Annotated in this window: 13 protein-coding genes; 5 read left to right on the top strand and 8 right to left on the bottom strand. The window is 69.2% G+C overall.

The window, feature by feature from the left end; translation table 11 throughout:
• Window positions 1-23 precede the first annotated feature (23 nt).
• The 4 genes from fgd to BKN51_RS07770 form a co-directional block, all read right to left on the bottom strand.
• Complete coding sequence (fgd, locus tag BKN51_RS07785) at window positions 24-1,028, bottom strand: glucose-6-phosphate dehydrogenase (coenzyme-F420) (protein WP_101606972.1); 1,005 nt, start codon at window positions 1,026-1,028, stop codon at window positions 24-26.
• Between the two features lie 355 nt (window positions 1,029-1,383).
• On the bottom strand, window positions 1,384-1,860 hold the full coding sequence (locus BKN51_RS07780; RefSeq protein WP_233224023.1) for a DIP1984 family protein: 477 nt from the start codon (window positions 1,858-1,860) through the stop codon (window positions 1,384-1,386).
• Window positions 1,861-1,904: 44 nt separating this feature from the next.
• Window positions 1,905-2,432, bottom strand: a complete 528-nt coding sequence (locus BKN51_RS07775) for a hypothetical protein (protein ID WP_101606970.1) — start codon at window positions 2,430-2,432, stop codon at window positions 1,905-1,907.
• Window positions 2,433-2,451: 19 nt separating this feature from the next.
• Window positions 2,452-3,675: a lipase family protein gene (locus tag BKN51_RS07770; protein WP_101606969.1), complete on the bottom strand. Its 1,224-nt coding sequence runs from the start codon at window positions 3,673-3,675 to the stop codon at window positions 2,452-2,454.
• Between the two features lie 109 nt (window positions 3,676-3,784).
• Between BKN51_RS07770 and BKN51_RS07765 the strand changes: the two genes are divergently transcribed.
• Window positions 3,785-4,396, top strand: coding sequence for a TetR/AcrR family transcriptional regulator (locus BKN51_RS07765; RefSeq protein ID WP_101606968.1), 612 nt, complete (start codon window positions 3,785-3,787; stop codon window positions 4,394-4,396).
• Between the two features lie 36 nt (window positions 4,397-4,432).
• On the top strand, window positions 4,433-4,792 hold the full coding sequence (locus BKN51_RS07760) for a VOC family protein (protein WP_101606967.1): 360 nt from the start codon (window positions 4,433-4,435) through the stop codon (window positions 4,790-4,792).
• Between the two features lie 466 nt (window positions 4,793-5,258).
• Here BKN51_RS07760 and BKN51_RS07755 read toward each other — a convergent pair whose 3' ends face one another.
• Window positions 5,259-5,459: a hypothetical protein gene (locus BKN51_RS07755; protein WP_101606966.1), complete on the bottom strand. Its 201-nt coding sequence runs from the start codon at window positions 5,457-5,459 to the stop codon at window positions 5,259-5,261.
• Between the two features lie 149 nt (window positions 5,460-5,608).
• Here BKN51_RS07755 and BKN51_RS07750 point away from each other — a divergent pair, with 149 nt between their 5' ends.
• Window positions 5,609-6,088, top strand: a complete 480-nt coding sequence (locus BKN51_RS07750; protein WP_101613104.1) for a GNAT family N-acetyltransferase — start codon at window positions 5,609-5,611, stop codon at window positions 6,086-6,088.
• Here the strand turns inward: BKN51_RS07750 and BKN51_RS07745 are convergent.
• Window positions 6,013-6,948, bottom strand: a complete 936-nt coding sequence (locus BKN51_RS07745; RefSeq protein ID WP_101606965.1) for a DMT family transporter — start codon at window positions 6,946-6,948, stop codon at window positions 6,013-6,015. The two genes, BKN51_RS07750 and BKN51_RS07745, sit on opposite strands and share 76 nt — an antisense overlap.
• 456 nt (window positions 6,949-7,404) lie before the next feature.
• On the opposite strand from BKN51_RS07745, the gene BKN51_RS07735 reads away from it, so the two are divergent.
• Complete coding sequence (locus BKN51_RS07735) at window positions 7,405-9,687, top strand: tetratricopeptide repeat protein (RefSeq protein WP_233224037.1); 2,283 nt, start codon at window positions 7,405-7,407, stop codon at window positions 9,685-9,687.
• On the opposite strand, the gene BKN51_RS07730 is transcribed toward BKN51_RS07735, so the two are convergent.
• Entirely contained in the window at window positions 9,684-10,904 is a 1,221-nt protein-coding gene (locus tag BKN51_RS07730) for a cytochrome P450 family protein (RefSeq protein WP_101606963.1), read from the bottom strand. The two genes, BKN51_RS07735 and BKN51_RS07730, sit on opposite strands and share 4 nt — an antisense overlap.
• Before the next feature lie 141 nt (window positions 10,905-11,045).
• On the opposite strand from BKN51_RS07730, the gene BKN51_RS07725 reads away from it, so the two are divergent.
• Window positions 11,046-12,539: a GGDEF domain-containing protein gene (locus BKN51_RS07725; RefSeq protein ID WP_101606962.1), complete on the top strand. Its 1,494-nt coding sequence runs from the start codon at window positions 11,046-11,048 to the stop codon at window positions 12,537-12,539.
• 171 nt (window positions 12,540-12,710) lie between these two features.
• On the opposite strand, the gene BKN51_RS07720 is transcribed toward BKN51_RS07725, so the two are convergent.
• A complete protein-coding gene (locus tag BKN51_RS07720) occupies window positions 12,711-13,658 on the bottom strand; it encodes a phosphatase PAP2 family protein (protein WP_101606961.1) in 948 nt (315 codons plus the stop codon).
• Window positions 13,659-13,670 lie beyond the last annotated feature (12 nt).

Below are 13,670 nucleotides of genomic sequence, written 5' to 3'. Positions count from 1 at the left end.
CGCGATGCCGCCACCCGAGCCGGTCAGCCGAGTTCGCGGAGACCCGGGACGACCTGCTCGGAGAACGAGCGCAGGAAACGCTCCTGGTCGTGGCCGGGGCCGTGGAAGACGAGGTGGTTGAAGCCCGCTTCGACGTACGGCTTGATCTGCTCGACGGCGTCGGCCGGGTCGGAGGTGACGATCCAGCGCTTCGCGACCTGCTCGATCGGCAGCGCGTCCGCGGCCTTCTCCATTTCGGACGGGTCCTCGATGCCCGCCTTCTGCTCCGGCGTCAGCGAGAGCGGCGCCCAGAACCGGGTGTTCTCCAGCGCCTGCGCCGGATCCGGGTCGTAGGACAGCTTGATCTCGATCATCTTGTCGATGTCGCCGGTGCTCCGGCCGACCTGCTCCGCGCCCTCCGCGACCGCGGGCAGCAGCTTGTCGGTGTAGAGGTCCATCCCCTTGCCGCTGGTGCAGATGAAACCGTCGCCCTGCTTGCCGACGTACTTCGCCATCACCGGACCGCCCGCCGCGATGTAGATCGGCACGCCGCCCTCGGGTCGGTCGTACACGGTGGCGTCGGTGGTCTGGTAGTACTCGCCCTCGAACGTGACGCGCTCTTCGGACCACAGTTTGCGCATCAGCTCGATCGCCTCGCGCAGCCGCGCGAACCGCTCTTTGAACGCGGGCCACTCGATCCGCGCGACCGCGACCTCGTTGAGCGCCTCGCCGCTGCCGACCCCGAGCAGTACCCGGCCGGGGTACAGGCTGCCGAGGGTGCCGAACGCCTGCGCCACCACGGCCGGGTTGTAGCGGAAGGTCGCCGTCAGCACGCTGGTGCCGAGAACCACCCGCTCGGTGCGCTCGCCGACCGCCGCCATCCACGCGAACGAGAACGGCGCGTGCCCGCCCTGGTGCCGCCAGGGCTGGAAATGGTCGCTGACCATCACGCTGTCCAGCCCGACCTGCTCGGCGAGCACGGAGTACTCGACGAGGTCGCGCGGGCCGAACTGCTCGGCCGACGCCTTGTAACCGATCTTCAGTGCCATCCGGGGTCACCACCTGGGCTCTTGGGTTGTTCCGCTTTTCACCTTGGCACAGAGTCGATCGGGTCCGCCCATGGATCGGCTTCGCCGCTGTGTCGGGAACGCCACTCGGGCAACGGGAATGCGGTGCCGAGCACCTCGTCCGGACGTGGAAAGGCCCCGTGCCCACCCTCGCCTTCCGGGACCGGCACGTGGTGATGAACTGTGCCGTTTGCGCCGTCACCTGTGCGCCGTGCTGGGCTGAGTTGTGATCGGGGAGTCGAACCCCACGCTGCCCGCCACGTACCAGGAGGTGAGCCGGTGTACCGCCGGCTCTCGGCTTGTGCCCGCTTCCCGGAGGGCTACCTGCTTTCCACGTTCAGTCCAGGAGGTCGGTCTCCCAGTTGGTGCGCTGGATCTCGACGTCGACCACCCGGATCTCGCCGGCGACCCGGTCCGCGCGGGACCGCAGCTCCGCGACCGGAAGCGCGGAGAGATACCGGAGTTCCGAGCGGAGCTGACGGCCGTAGCCGCTTTGGTTGCGGCCCGCCGCGGCGTCGGCGGCCGCGGTGAGGACGCCGTGCCTGAGCCGGAGGACGTCGCGGTGCGCGATCGCGTCGGTGATCGTGCCTTCCCCGAGCGGGGTCGCGGCGTTGGTCCGGTTGATCCGCTGGATCAGCGATTCCAGGTCGCCCAGCGCGGTTTCGACGTCGACGAGGAGCGCGGACGCGTCCTCCGCCGGTTCCTCGCCCTCTTGGTGGCGTGCGTTGTCGACGATCCGGGAGCGCAGCGCCTCCACCTTCTTCGTCGCGTCGGCGCGCAGAGCGAGCGCTTCGGCCAGTTTGATCCGGGACATGCCGGGAAGTATCACGAAGATCGACGGCCGGGGCATCCGGTTTTTCAGCCCGCCAGGGAATGCTTCCGGTAGTCCTCACCGGGCTCGGTGTACTCGAGCCCGTTCTCGTCCATGGCGTTGAAGACGGTGAACCGCCCGCCCGGGAACACGAAGCCGAGCGCCACCATGCTCCCGGCCACACCCTTGTACAGGGATTCGAGCAGTTCGACGTCCTGGAGCACCTGACCCTCCAAAGCGGACAGTTCGGGGTAGATGTCCTGCCGCCACCGGAGCGGACTCGGTTCGGCCGGATCGCCCCAGTTCCATTCCGCCTTGCCGAACGGGTCGATCGTGTTCCAGGTGAGGGAAACCTCGTCGAACTTCCAGTGCGTGATCTCCAGCCGTTCGTCCCCGAAGTCCAGCACGACCGGCGCGTCCTGAAGCCATTCGCCGTATTTGACGTACCAGGTCAGGTGGACGTGCTGGAGCCGCTTGCCCACCAGTGCGCGCAACCGGTCCCCGTGCGCCCTCCGGATCTCCTTGAGTCCGGAGAGCCACACGGGTTCGTAACCCTCGATGTCGAAGAAAGCCATCCGGCGAGTATGCCGGTGATCAGCAGGAACTCGGCACCGGTTTCCCGGCGAGCCGATCGTTGACATAGGCCAGCGCGCCGGGTGCGCCCTGGACCGCGACGGTGACGTGCTCGCCGACGGGGATCCGGTCGTACTTGATCTTCACGCCCGCCGCGCAGTACTTCGCGACCAGCTTGTCGACCGGCGGGATCGGCGTCAGTTCATCGAAGATCCCTTGGTAGAAGTACGTCGGCGAACCCGGTTCGTGCCCGCCCATGACGTTCTCGGCGATCACCCGTTTCACCGCCGGGACGTCGAGCAGTTCCGGCACGGTCACGTAATCGGCCATGCGACGGAACGCCTGCCCGACACTGAACTGGTCGATGCACTGCTTCCCGACCTCGGCGAACGCCGCCTTGCCGCGCGCGTTGAGCAGAGTGGCGAGGTCGATCTCCGGATACGCCCTGCTGAGTCCGACGGCCGCTCCGATGTAGACACCCGACAACGGTCCGCCGTCGATCTGCCGCGCGATGTAGCCCATGTCGGCCGGGACCCCGCCCGCCGCGACACCGGCGAACTTCAGCTCCGGCGCGTACGACGGCTGGATCTCGTTGGCCCACTGGCTCGCCAGCGCGCCACCGGAATAGCCCATCAACGCGGTCGGCGTGGCCGCGCCGTTCAGTCGCGCGGGCGCGAACCGTTGTGCCGCACGGATTCCGTCGAGGACGCCGTGCGCGGTGTTGAGCCCGGCCGTCCATTGTGAATCGGGTCCCTGGTAGTCCGCGGTGACGACGGTGTGCCCGGCCGCGAGCAGCGGCACCATCAGGGCGAGTTCCTCGGCGGGCAGGGCCAGCCCGGTCCGGAGCACGTACGACGGCGCGCAATCGGTGGTGAGACCGTCCTGCGCGGTCTGGTAGGAGACGAGTTTGCGCGGCCCCGGCGGCGGGACGAGCGGCTGCAGGACGGTCGCGACGTCGGCGATCGGCCTGCCCCGGGTGTCGGTGGACTTGTACTTGACCTGCCAGGCCCGGATCGGGAGCGGCAGGGCGAGCGCCCGGACGGTGACCGGCCGGGAGTCGAGCACGGTGCCCGGCGCGACGTCGGGGAACGGCGACGGCTGGGCGTAGAAGGGATCGTTCCGGGGATTCTGCGGGAAATCGGCGGCACGGACGGGTGGCGCGGCGACCACCAGGGTGGCGAGGGCGACGAAGGCTGCGGCCAGGACGGCCATGGCGCGGCGCACGTCGACGGTGACTGCGAACACGGGACCTCCAACTCAATACCGAGCGGTATCGAGTTGTCTGAGTACCATATGGGCCAGATCACAGTCAATGTTCAGAACCCGAGTTCAGCGGGTTGTACCCTCCGGATCCATGGCCGCTTCCCGTCCTCCCCGCACCCGCCCGAGCCGGGCCGAAACCCGGCGGCGCGTGCTCGACGCGGCGACCGCCGTGTTCGCCCGTCAAGGCATCGCGGGAACTTCGCTCAACGACATCGCGGCCGAAGCCGGGCTCACCAAGGGCGCCGTGTACTCCAACTTCAGCGGCCGCGACGATCTGGTGCTGACCATCATGGAAGAGCACATCGTCGAGCGGATGGGCGCCGCCACCGCGGTCTTCGACGAGATCGCCGATCTGGAGGAGGCGACGGCCGAGGCGGGTGCCCGGTTGCTGAGCGGAATCGGCACCGACGCCACCTGGCATCGGCTGCTGCTGGAGTACTGGGGCCTGGCGATGCGGGATCCGGCGATCCACGCGGGTTTCGCGGAACGCCGGGCCCGGCTGCGGGAGGCCATCACCCGCGCGATCCGCAAAGCCGCCGGGGCGCACTCGGTGGAACTGCCGATCCCGGCCGAACAACTCGCGGTGGTGATCCTCGCGCTGTCGAACGGCCTCGCCGTCGAGCGCGGAGTGGACGCCGGCGCGGTCCCCGAAACACTCTTCACCGACGTCCTGCGACTCTTGATCACGCCTCGCCCCACCTGATCGGCGAATTTCGTTTTCCCGTGGCACCGTGGAGAGATGCGAACCCGGATGCTCGCCGTCACCGTCGACTGCCGCGAGGCCGAAGCGCTGGCCGCGTTCTGGAAGGAAGCGCTCGGTTACCCCGAAACGTCCCGGTGGACGGACGGGCACGGGGTGACCTACGTCGAACTGAAGGGCCCGGACGTCCTGAGTCTGCTCTTCCAGCCGGTGCCCGAGGAGAAGTCGGGCAAGAACCGGCTGCACCTCGACCTCGCCTCCAACGAACTCGAGCAACGCGAAGAGGTCGCCCGGCTCGTTTCGCTCGGCGCCAAGGTCGTCGACGACCCCGAGTCGGATCCCTGGGTCGTCATGGCCGATCCGGAAGGCAACGAGTTCTGCGTGCTGCCCCGGCACTGAGACGGGTCGGCCGGGGTGGTCGTGAGTGGGCATTCGAGTTATTGAGCGGCGAGGCAAAGGCGGCGTGTTCGCGGGCCGGGCCGGCGACGGGATGAAGGCGTCCTTCGCCGCGTCCGATGCCGAGCGGCCGTGTCACGAAAGCCACTTGCGGGACGTCTGATGTCCCGAAAGTGGCTTTCGCGACGTCCCGGGAGGCTGGTGCGGCCCTCACCGTGGCGTTGTGGCTGAACCCAAGGTGAGCGAAGGCGTGACTCGCGTGATCGGAGCCGGATCACGCGTGATCAGAAGGCGAACTCCGTGAACGTCGCCCGATCACACGAGATCCGGATCCAAGCACACGTGATCCGTCTCTGATCACACGTGATCGCCGCCCGAACACACGTGAACGCCCATCCCGCCCGAACACGCCACTTTTGACCTTCCTCAATAACCCGAATCCCCACTCACGGCCCCCGGTGCCGAAGCCTCAGGCGGCTTCGTCCTCGGACCGGGTCGCGGGCTCGGAGTGCAGCCCCAGCATCTCCAGCAGCATCCGGCAGTCCGTCGCGTCCCGGGCGTTCGCGACGACCGCCTCGGTCGCCTTGCGCAGCACCGCCGCGCGCACGGCGGTCGCCCCGCCGTCGACCAGTTCCGTGGCCGGGCGCAGTTCCTCGTACAGGTTCCCCATGACCCACCTCCACCTTCCCCTTAGTGATACCCGATCCCGGCTGAGATGTCCGCCTGTCTTCGTGCGGTCCTGGCCGCGCCTCCCTAGACTGGCGCCACTCGAACGAGCGGACGGAGCGGGAACTGACCACCGAGTTGCACGGGGAGATCGTGATCCTGACCCCGGTCACCGAAGCCCACGTCCCGGACCTGCGGCGGATTCGCGGCACGGCCGAGGTCAGGGCGCGCTGGGGTTCGGTCGAAGACTCCCCCACCTGGCCGTTCGACGATCCGACGACGACCCGCTTCACCGTCCTGGAGGACGGAGCCGTCCGGGGCTTCGTCCAGTACGGCGAGGAGGAGGATCCCATGTACCGGCACGCGTCGGTCGACCTCTTCCTCGACCCGGCGGCGCACGGCCGGGGGCTGGGCACGGACACCGTCCGCGCGATGGCCCGCCATCTGGTGCACGATCGCGGGCATCACCGGCTGGTGATCGATCCGGCCGTGGACAACGAGGCCGCGATCCGCTGCTACAAGGCCGTCGGTTTCCGGGAGGTCGGGGTCATGCGCGGCTACGAACGCGACACCGTCGGCGACGGCTGGCACGACGGGCTGCTGATGGACTTGCTCGCCGAAGACCTCACGTAGCGCGTCAGGGCGACTCCGAGCAGCACCACCGCCATCCCGGCGAGCACCCGCGGGCCGAGTTCCTCCCCGAGCACGATCGCGCCCAGCGCCACCGACACGACCGGCAGCAGGTAGCCCACGGTCGCCGCCGACGTCGCGCCTTCGTCCTCGATGAGCCGGTAGTTGAGGTAGAAGGTGATGCCGGTGCCGAAGATCCCGAGGACGACGACGGCGATCAGCGCGGTCACGTTCAGCGGTCCGGACGGCGCCGCGTCGAACGGCAGGGCGAGCGCGCTCAACACGGTGGCGGTCAGCAACTGGGCGGCGGAGATCGCGATCGGACCGCCCTGGCCGACGAGTTTCCGTCCCATGTAAGCGAAAGCGATGGCGTAGCTGACTCCGGCGCCGAGCAGGGCCAGCGTCCCCCAGCCGAGCAGGCCGCTCTTCTGCCATGGCGCGAAGATCAGCAGGATGCCGGCGAACCCGAGGGCCAGCCCGCCCACCCGGATCACGGTGATCCGGCGTTCGGTGCCGATCCCGATGCCGATCAGCAGCGACCACAACGGAGTCGTCGCGTTCATGACCCCGGCGATACCGGAGTCCACGGTCAGTTCGCCGATGCTGAACAACGCGAACGGCAAGGCGTTGCAGAAGAAGGCGGCGACGAGGAGCCTTCCCCAGATCCGGCGGTCACGCGGGAGGCGTTGCCCGGCCCAGCGGCTCAGGACGAGAAGGACCACCGCGCCGAGCGCGCAGCGGATGACGGTGACCTGAACGGGCGGCAGCCCGGTCAGCGCAAGCTTGATCCACAGGAACCCCGATCCCCACAACAGGGCGAGAACGCCCATCCGGACCAGGGTTCCTGGCGCGCCGATGCTCACTTCGATCCTTTCGCCGGGCTGCTCGATACCTCTCCAAGCTGCCTCGGACGACTCATCAGGACAAGTGAAAAGATCTACACCGACGTTAAGCGGTTCTACATGTTCCACAAGGTCACGGCCGTGGCCGCCGGGAAAGACGGCCACGACCGGCTTGCGAGGAGATCAGTACTCGCCCGGTTGCTCGCAAGGCGGAACAAGGGCCTGCTCACATTTCGCGGTCGCGCATGATCCACCTCCCTTTCGACTGGCGCACCGGTGGGGAACGGGCGCGTTCTCGCACAGTTTGGGGGCTGTCTTCGCACGTCCGCACACCCGGTGGCCGTGTTGTGACCCATGTAATGGGAAGGTTGTCGCACGCGGAGCCATTCCGCCCAGCGGCGAATCGGCAGATGGCCCTGCCCGCCGTCGCGCCGTTGTGGCACGATCTGCCGCGGAGCAGGGAGAAAGGTGCTTCTGGTGACCGAGAATTCCGGCTCGGCCAGATCCGGGGAGACCGGGAAAGCACGCGCGGAACCGAAGCCGGTTTCGACGGCCGCACTGGCTTTCGGGCGCGCACTGCGGCAGCGGCGGCAGGCCAAAGGACTGGCACTGCGCGAACTCCAGAAACTCGCCTATGTCGACAAGAGTCTCATCAGCCGGGCCGAACGCGGCCTCACCCCGCCGAGTGCGGAATTCGCCGAAGCCTGCGATCGCGCGCTGGAGGCGGGCGGGACGCTGATCGTGCTCGCCGAAGCCGCCCGCGCGGAACCGTATGTCCACCTTCCCTCGCCACCGGCGCATTTCGTCGGCCGCGAAGAACATTTCGCCCTGCTCGACGAGAAAGTGCTCGGCGGACCGGCCCAAGTGGTCTTCGTGGCCGGACCGCCCGGGGTCGGGAAGACCGCGCTGGTGCTGAAATGGGCGAACCGGCGGCAGGAAGAGTTCGACAGCGTTCTCTGGTCGGATCTGCGCGGCTACGCGGCGGGCTCCCCCGCGCAACCCGCCGACATCCTCGACGACCTTCTCCGGTGCGTCGGCGTCCGGCCCGACCGCGTTCCCGCCGAAGAGCACATGCGACTCGCGCTCCTGCGTGGCCTGCTGCGCGGTCAGCGCACGCTCGTCGTGCTGGACAACGCCCTCGATTCGCATCAGGTGCGGCCGGTACTGCCCGGCACCCCGGACACCACCGTGCTGATCACCAGCAGGCGACGGCTCTCCGGACTGGTCGTCGGCAGTGGCGCGGTCCAGGTTTCCTTGGAGCCGCTGGAAGATCTCGAAGCGACCCGGCTCATGGCGGACCTCATCGGCGACGAACGCGCGGCGGGCGATCCCGAAGGCGTCGGCAAGCTCGTCCAGTTGTGCGCGGCGCTGCCGCTGGCGGTGAACATCGCCGCCGAGCGGGTCGCCACGCATCCCCATCAGAGTGTCGGCGACCTCGCCCGCGAGCTCGTCGCCGAGGGCCGCCGGCTGGAGCTGCTCGCCGTCGACGACGACGCCGTCGGGGTCCGGGCCGCCTTCAGCTGGTCGTACCGCGCGCTCGAGGCCGACACCGCCCGCATGTTCCGGCTGATCGGCCTCCACCCCGGCCCGCGCTTCACCGCGGGCGCGGCGGCCGCGCTCGCCGGGCTGCCCGAACACGACGCACGACGGCTCGTCGACAAGCTCGTGCAGGCGCATCTCGTCCAGCAGGTCGGCGCCCGGTACTACCGGTTCCATGACCTCCTCCGTGTCTACGCCGCCGAAGAGGCCGCCGCCGAGCAATGGCGCGATGAGCGGCAGGCGGCGGTTTCCCGGCTCACCCACTGGTATCTCTACGCGGCCAACGCCGCGAGCTGGACGCTGACGCCCGCCCGTGACCACCACATCGACCTCGGTCCCGCCCCCGAAGGTGTCGAGCCGCTCCGGTTCGCCACCTTCGACGAGGCGTACATCTGGTGCGCGTCGGAGATGCCGAGCATCACCGGTGTCGCGCGACTGGCGCTGGATCACGGGCTGTACGAGATCGGCTGGCGGCTGCCGGTGGAGTTGTTCGACTACCACCTGCTCGGCAGGCCGTGGCAGACGTGGATCTCCAGCCACGACGTGGCGATCGAGTCCGCGAAGGCGGGCGGCGACCTCGGCGGGCTGGCGTGGTCGGCGATCAACCTCGCCGAGGCGCACCGGCGGCGCGGCGACCTCGACCGCGCGCACGAGCTGTTCGGGCAGGCCGTCGAGATCTCCGGCGAGATCGGCGAGAACCCGAGCCTGGGCTGGGCACTGGTCGGACTCGGCAACATCGCGCACGAGCGGGAGGACTACGCCGAGGCCGTGCGGCTCGTCGAGCAGAGCGTGGAGGTGAACACGCGGATCGGATATCAGCTCGGCGAAGCGACCGCGCGGGTCCACCTCGGCCGCGCCTACCGCGATCTCGGCGAACGCGATCTGGCGCTCGAACACGGCCTGCGCGCGTTCGACACCTACGCGAAGGACGCCGACCAGCACGGCATGGGCTTCGCGCTGGTGCCGCTCGCGCGGACCTGCCGCCGGTTCGGCGATCCGGAGCACGCGCTCGACTATTGCGAGCAGGCGCTGACCGCGTACCGGAACTGCGGCGACGTCTGGGGCCAGGCCGACGCGCTCGACGAACGCGGCTGCGCGCTGGCCGCCCAAGGTCACCGTGAAGAGGCCATGACGGTCTGGCGCGACGCGCTCCAGCTCGTCATGGATCTCGACGACCGCAAGGCGAGCGTGCTGCGCGGCAGGCTCGAAGGCGCCGTCTAGAGCTTCACCGGGAGGTTGTGCAGGCCGCGGGTGATCGCGCTCGGCCACCACACGAGCCTGTCCTCGGGCACGGTCAGCGTCATCGACGGCGCGCGGTCGAACAACGTCTCCAGGGCCGCGGACGCCTGCATCCGCGCGAGCGCGGCACCGATGCAGATATGCGGGCCGACCCCGAAGGCCAGATGCCGCACCGGCCGCTCGCCCGGGCGGAAAGCGAGCGGTTCGGGGTGGACTTCGGGGTCGCGATTGGCCGCCAGCAACGACAAGAGGATCGGGTCGCCCGCCTCCATCGGTTGCCCGGCGAGTTCCATCGGCTCGGTGACGAAGCGCCAGCTGGTGTTCTGCAGCGGGGTGTCGCGGCGCAGGACCTCCTCGATGACGAGGGTCAGATGCGCACCGTCGGCGCGGGCGCGGGCGGCTTCCTCCGGATGCGTGATGAGGGTCAGCGCGGTCGAGGCGATGAGACTGATCGTCGTCTCGTGCCCGGCGATCAGCGACAGGAAGGCCGTCGCCGCGACCTCTTCGTCGGTGAGTTTCCCGTCGGCCTCCTGCGCGAGCAGGTCGCTGATCAGATCCGCCCCCGGTTCGGCCCGTTTCCGGGCGACGACGTCGGCGAGCAGTTTGTCCAGATCGTCGGTCGCCTTGAGCATCGACGCCATGTCGGTGACGTCGCCGGCGGCGACCACCAGCGCGGGCGGGCGGACCTCGCCGAGAAGGCTGTCCGGGATGCCGATCAGCTCGCAGATCGACCGGATTCCCAGCGGGTAGGCGAAATCCTCGACGAGATCGCCTTCGCCGCGGTCGAGGATCGGGTCGAGCAGTTCGTTCGCCAGCTGATGCGTGCGGTCGCGCATGTGCTGGAGCCGCCGCGGGCCGAACGCGCCGGCGCAGGCCTTGCGCAGCCGCGCGTGTTCGTCGCCCTCGACATTGTTCATATGCCCGATGAGGGTCGGGCGATGGTCGGCGGGCAGGCCGAGATTGGCCTTGCGCCAGTGGTCCGCGGCCACGGACGGGCATTTCGACAACCGGGGGTCGGCCATCGCGGAAACGACGTCCGCGTGCCGGGTCAGCAGCCAGGTCCAGGTGTCGCCGGGTAACGGAAGCCGGAACGCCGGGGCGTTCGCACGAAGCCATTCGTAAGCGGGCGAAGGATTCCTGTCGAATTCCGGGCCGAACATCACGGGGACCGCGGCGTCGTCGTATGCGGCGTCAGGCATACGAGCCACCCTGCCAGCTTGTGGCGGTATCGCGTCCGGCGAACGCAGGCATTGGCCTGTCTCACGCGATCGTCAACGCGGTCCCCCTGTCACCCCCTTGCGGTTACCCAGCAAGATCGAAGCGGGTGCGGTGCGTAACGGATGGAGGTGACCCTCGTCAGCGAGTTGGGTAAACAGGACTCCGAGCGGCCGGCCGGTTCGCTCCGGGGTTTCGCCGACACCGTCGGCCTCGCCTCCGCCCGCGTCTGGCGGCTGCGTGGTCGTGCCTGGAACACCCTGCGGCATCCGGCGGGGTGGGAACTGTGGCGCCTTCCGCCCGCGGCAGTCTTCTGGATGCTCGGCACCGAGATCGCGGTCGCGATCTGGGCCCTCTACAACGCCTTCAAGGTCACTGTCACGACCACGGACCTCGTCCGCTTCGGCGTGATCGCGGGCTGCACCATCTGGTATCTCCTCCAGACGCAGCATCCCGAGGAACAGCGCCGTGCCGACGACCGGCGCGGCGAGCACATCGACCAGACCGCCGTCTGGCTGGGCAGCGCGGCCGTCCTGCTGCCGCCCACCCTCTCGCTCGCGCTGTTGCTGATGGTGCGCGTGCAGCGCTACTCCATCGCGCACAAGGCGATGACGACGTTCCTCTTCACCACCGCCGCGCACGCCGCGTCCATCCTCGGCGTGCACACGCTCACGGAACTGACGTCACTGCACACCTGGCTCGAATCGGGCATGCTCCCGCAGGGCACGGGCGACATCGCGCTCGCCGCCGTCGCGCTGGTGGGCGCCGCGCTCTGGTACTTCGCGTCGCAAACGCTCCTGATCAGCATCGCGCGCGGTCTGGCCTGGGGCGGCTGGCGGCGGCAAAAGCTGATCGGCAGCTGGGCGGACAACGCGGACTTCGTCTACGCGCTGCAGCTCGCGGCGTGCACCACGATCCTCGGCGCGGTCAACATCGCGCTGGTACCGCTGGTGATGATCGGGGTCGCGCTGCGCTCGACCCGGCTCTCGCAGGCGCTGGCGGACACGATCGCGCGCAGCCAGCGAGACCGGAAGACCGGCCTGCTGACCGAGGACTCCTTCCACGCCCCGGCCGCCTTGCTCCTGCTCGAAGACCAGACCGATCGTCGGCCGACCGCGTTCCTGATGCTGGATCTCGACCACTTCAAGCAGTGGAACGACAAGTACGGGCACTCCGGCGGCGACATCGTGCTCGGCTGTGTCAGCGCGGTGCTCCGGCAGAACACGCGGTCTCGCGACGTCGTCGGGCGGTGGGGTGGCGAGGAGTTCGCCGTGCTGCTGCCGGACACCACCTGCGAGGAGGCCGTGCGGGTCGCCGAACGGATCCGGGAGGCGGTCGCGAAGACCGCCATCACCGGGCTGACGGAACTCGCCAGCGGCCACGCCACCAACGAACCCCGCGCGGTCGGGCCGATCCACGGATGCACCGTGTCGATCGGCGTCGGGCTCTCCCCCGAGCACTCGACGGATTACGGCGAGCTCTTCCGCGCGGCGGACTCGGCGATGTACCAAGCGAAGCGGAGCGGACGGAACCGGGTGGTCCTGGCGCCTTCACTCGCCGCGGGTCCTCCTGCGCCCCGGGCTCCCACGTCGCCGATGAGCCGGGGACTCACGTCCTGAGCTGAAGGGGCCTTTCGCCGCATCCAACGCGGCGAAAGCTCCCTTCGCGGCATCCAACGCGGCGAAAGGCCCCTTCAGCCCGCCGCACGGGAACCCCTGAAGCACCGATGTCACGTATGAGACGGGAAACGTCCCATACGTGACATTCGGGGGCACCTCGGGAAACCCGCGTCAGCGGCGGGTCACGAGGCGAGTCTCGAGCAGGTCGTCGACCACGCGGGTCTCCACACCGGCTCGCCGTTCGAACGCGGATCCGCGCAACGGCCACAGCGCGACCAGCACGACCCCCACCGCGGCCAACGCGGCCAGCACCAGCGCGGCGACGAACTGGGCGGCGCCCTCGGTCGCCGTGTGCAGCACCGCGAACCCGATCAGCACGATCCCGGTCGGCAGTATCGCGGCCAGCGCCACCAGGGCGGCGGGCGTGCGGCGCAGGTCCCGGCGCCGGGTGGTCAGCCAGGCGGCGAGGAGGCAGGCGAACGACGCTCCCAGCAGGCAGGCGCCCGCCGTGTCGCTCAGCCGGTGCCAGCCCAGCGCGATGGTCGACGACGCGACCCAGGCCACGGCGACGCCGCCGATCCCGATGATCGCCGGGCGGAATCGTTGGGGCAGAACGAAAGCGAAGGCCATCAGGATCGCCATGGCGGCGCTGACGTGTCCGCTCGGGAAACTGTTGTGCCCGGGTCCGTAACCACCGTCAGGCAGTTCGGGGCGTTCGAGGACGTACAGCTTGAGCAGCTGCGCGGCGATGAGCGGGAACACGAGGACACTCAGCGCGGGGACGAGAAGACCCGGTTTGCGCCGGATGAGCGCCAGGCCGATCAACAGGATGGCGGCGGCTCCGATCACGAGCACCATGTCCTGCTCCCGCAGCGGCCCCGCCCAGTCCATTGTGGACCACTGGCCGGACTGCGCGCTGCGGACGACGCCGTTCTCGGCGAGCTGGCCTGCCGACGTGTGCACGAACAGCACGTAGGTCACGATGAACGCGGTGGCCAGTCCCAGTCCGGTGGCGAGCTGGAACACGGCCCTGGACAGGGTGCGCCTGGTCTCCGCGTGCCGTCCCGGCAGCGGGCGGTGGGCGGGGGTCGGCTTCGCTTCGTGGGTGAGTACGGCCATGTGTCCCACTCT

It is taken from the genome of Amycolatopsis sp. BJA-103 (genome assembly GCF_002849735.1).
GTDB lineage: Bacteria > Actinomycetota > Actinomycetes > Mycobacteriales > Pseudonocardiaceae > Amycolatopsis.
Note: the sequence above shows the minus strand (reverse complement) of the source record. Positions and strands in the feature narration are given on the sequence as shown.

Excerpts from the sequence above, each read along its gene's own strand:
- BKN51_RS07720 (WP_101606961.1), bottom strand. The coding sequence starts at position 13,658 with ATGGCCGTACTCACCCACGAAGCGAAGCCGACCCCCGCCCACCGCCCG.
- BKN51_RS07725 (WP_101606962.1), top strand. The coding sequence starts at position 11,046 with ATGGAGGTGACCCTCGTCAGCGAGTTGGGTAAACAGGACTCCGAGCGG.
- BKN51_RS07765 (WP_101606968.1), top strand. The coding sequence starts at position 3,785 with ATGGCCGCTTCCCGTCCTCCCCGCACCCGCCCGAGCCGGGCCGAAACC.
- BKN51_RS07730 (WP_101606963.1), bottom strand. The coding sequence starts at position 10,904 with ATGCCTGACGCCGCATACGACGACGCCGCGGTCCCCGTGATGTTCGGC.
- BKN51_RS07755 (WP_101606966.1), bottom strand. The coding sequence starts at position 5,459 with ATGGGGAACCTGTACGAGGAACTGCGCCCGGCCACGGAACTGGTCGAC.
- BKN51_RS07760 (WP_101606967.1), top strand. The coding sequence starts at position 4,433 with ATGCGAACCCGGATGCTCGCCGTCACCGTCGACTGCCGCGAGGCCGAA.
- fgd (WP_101606972.1), bottom strand. The coding sequence starts at position 1,028 with ATGGCACTGAAGATCGGTTACAAGGCGTCGGCCGAGCAGTTCGGCCCG.
- BKN51_RS07775 (WP_101606970.1), bottom strand. The coding sequence starts at position 2,432 with ATGGCTTTCTTCGACATCGAGGGTTACGAACCCGTGTGGCTCTCCGGA.
- BKN51_RS07780 (WP_233224023.1), bottom strand. The coding sequence starts at position 1,860 with ATGTCCCGGATCAAACTGGCCGAAGCGCTCGCTCTGCGCGCCGACGCG.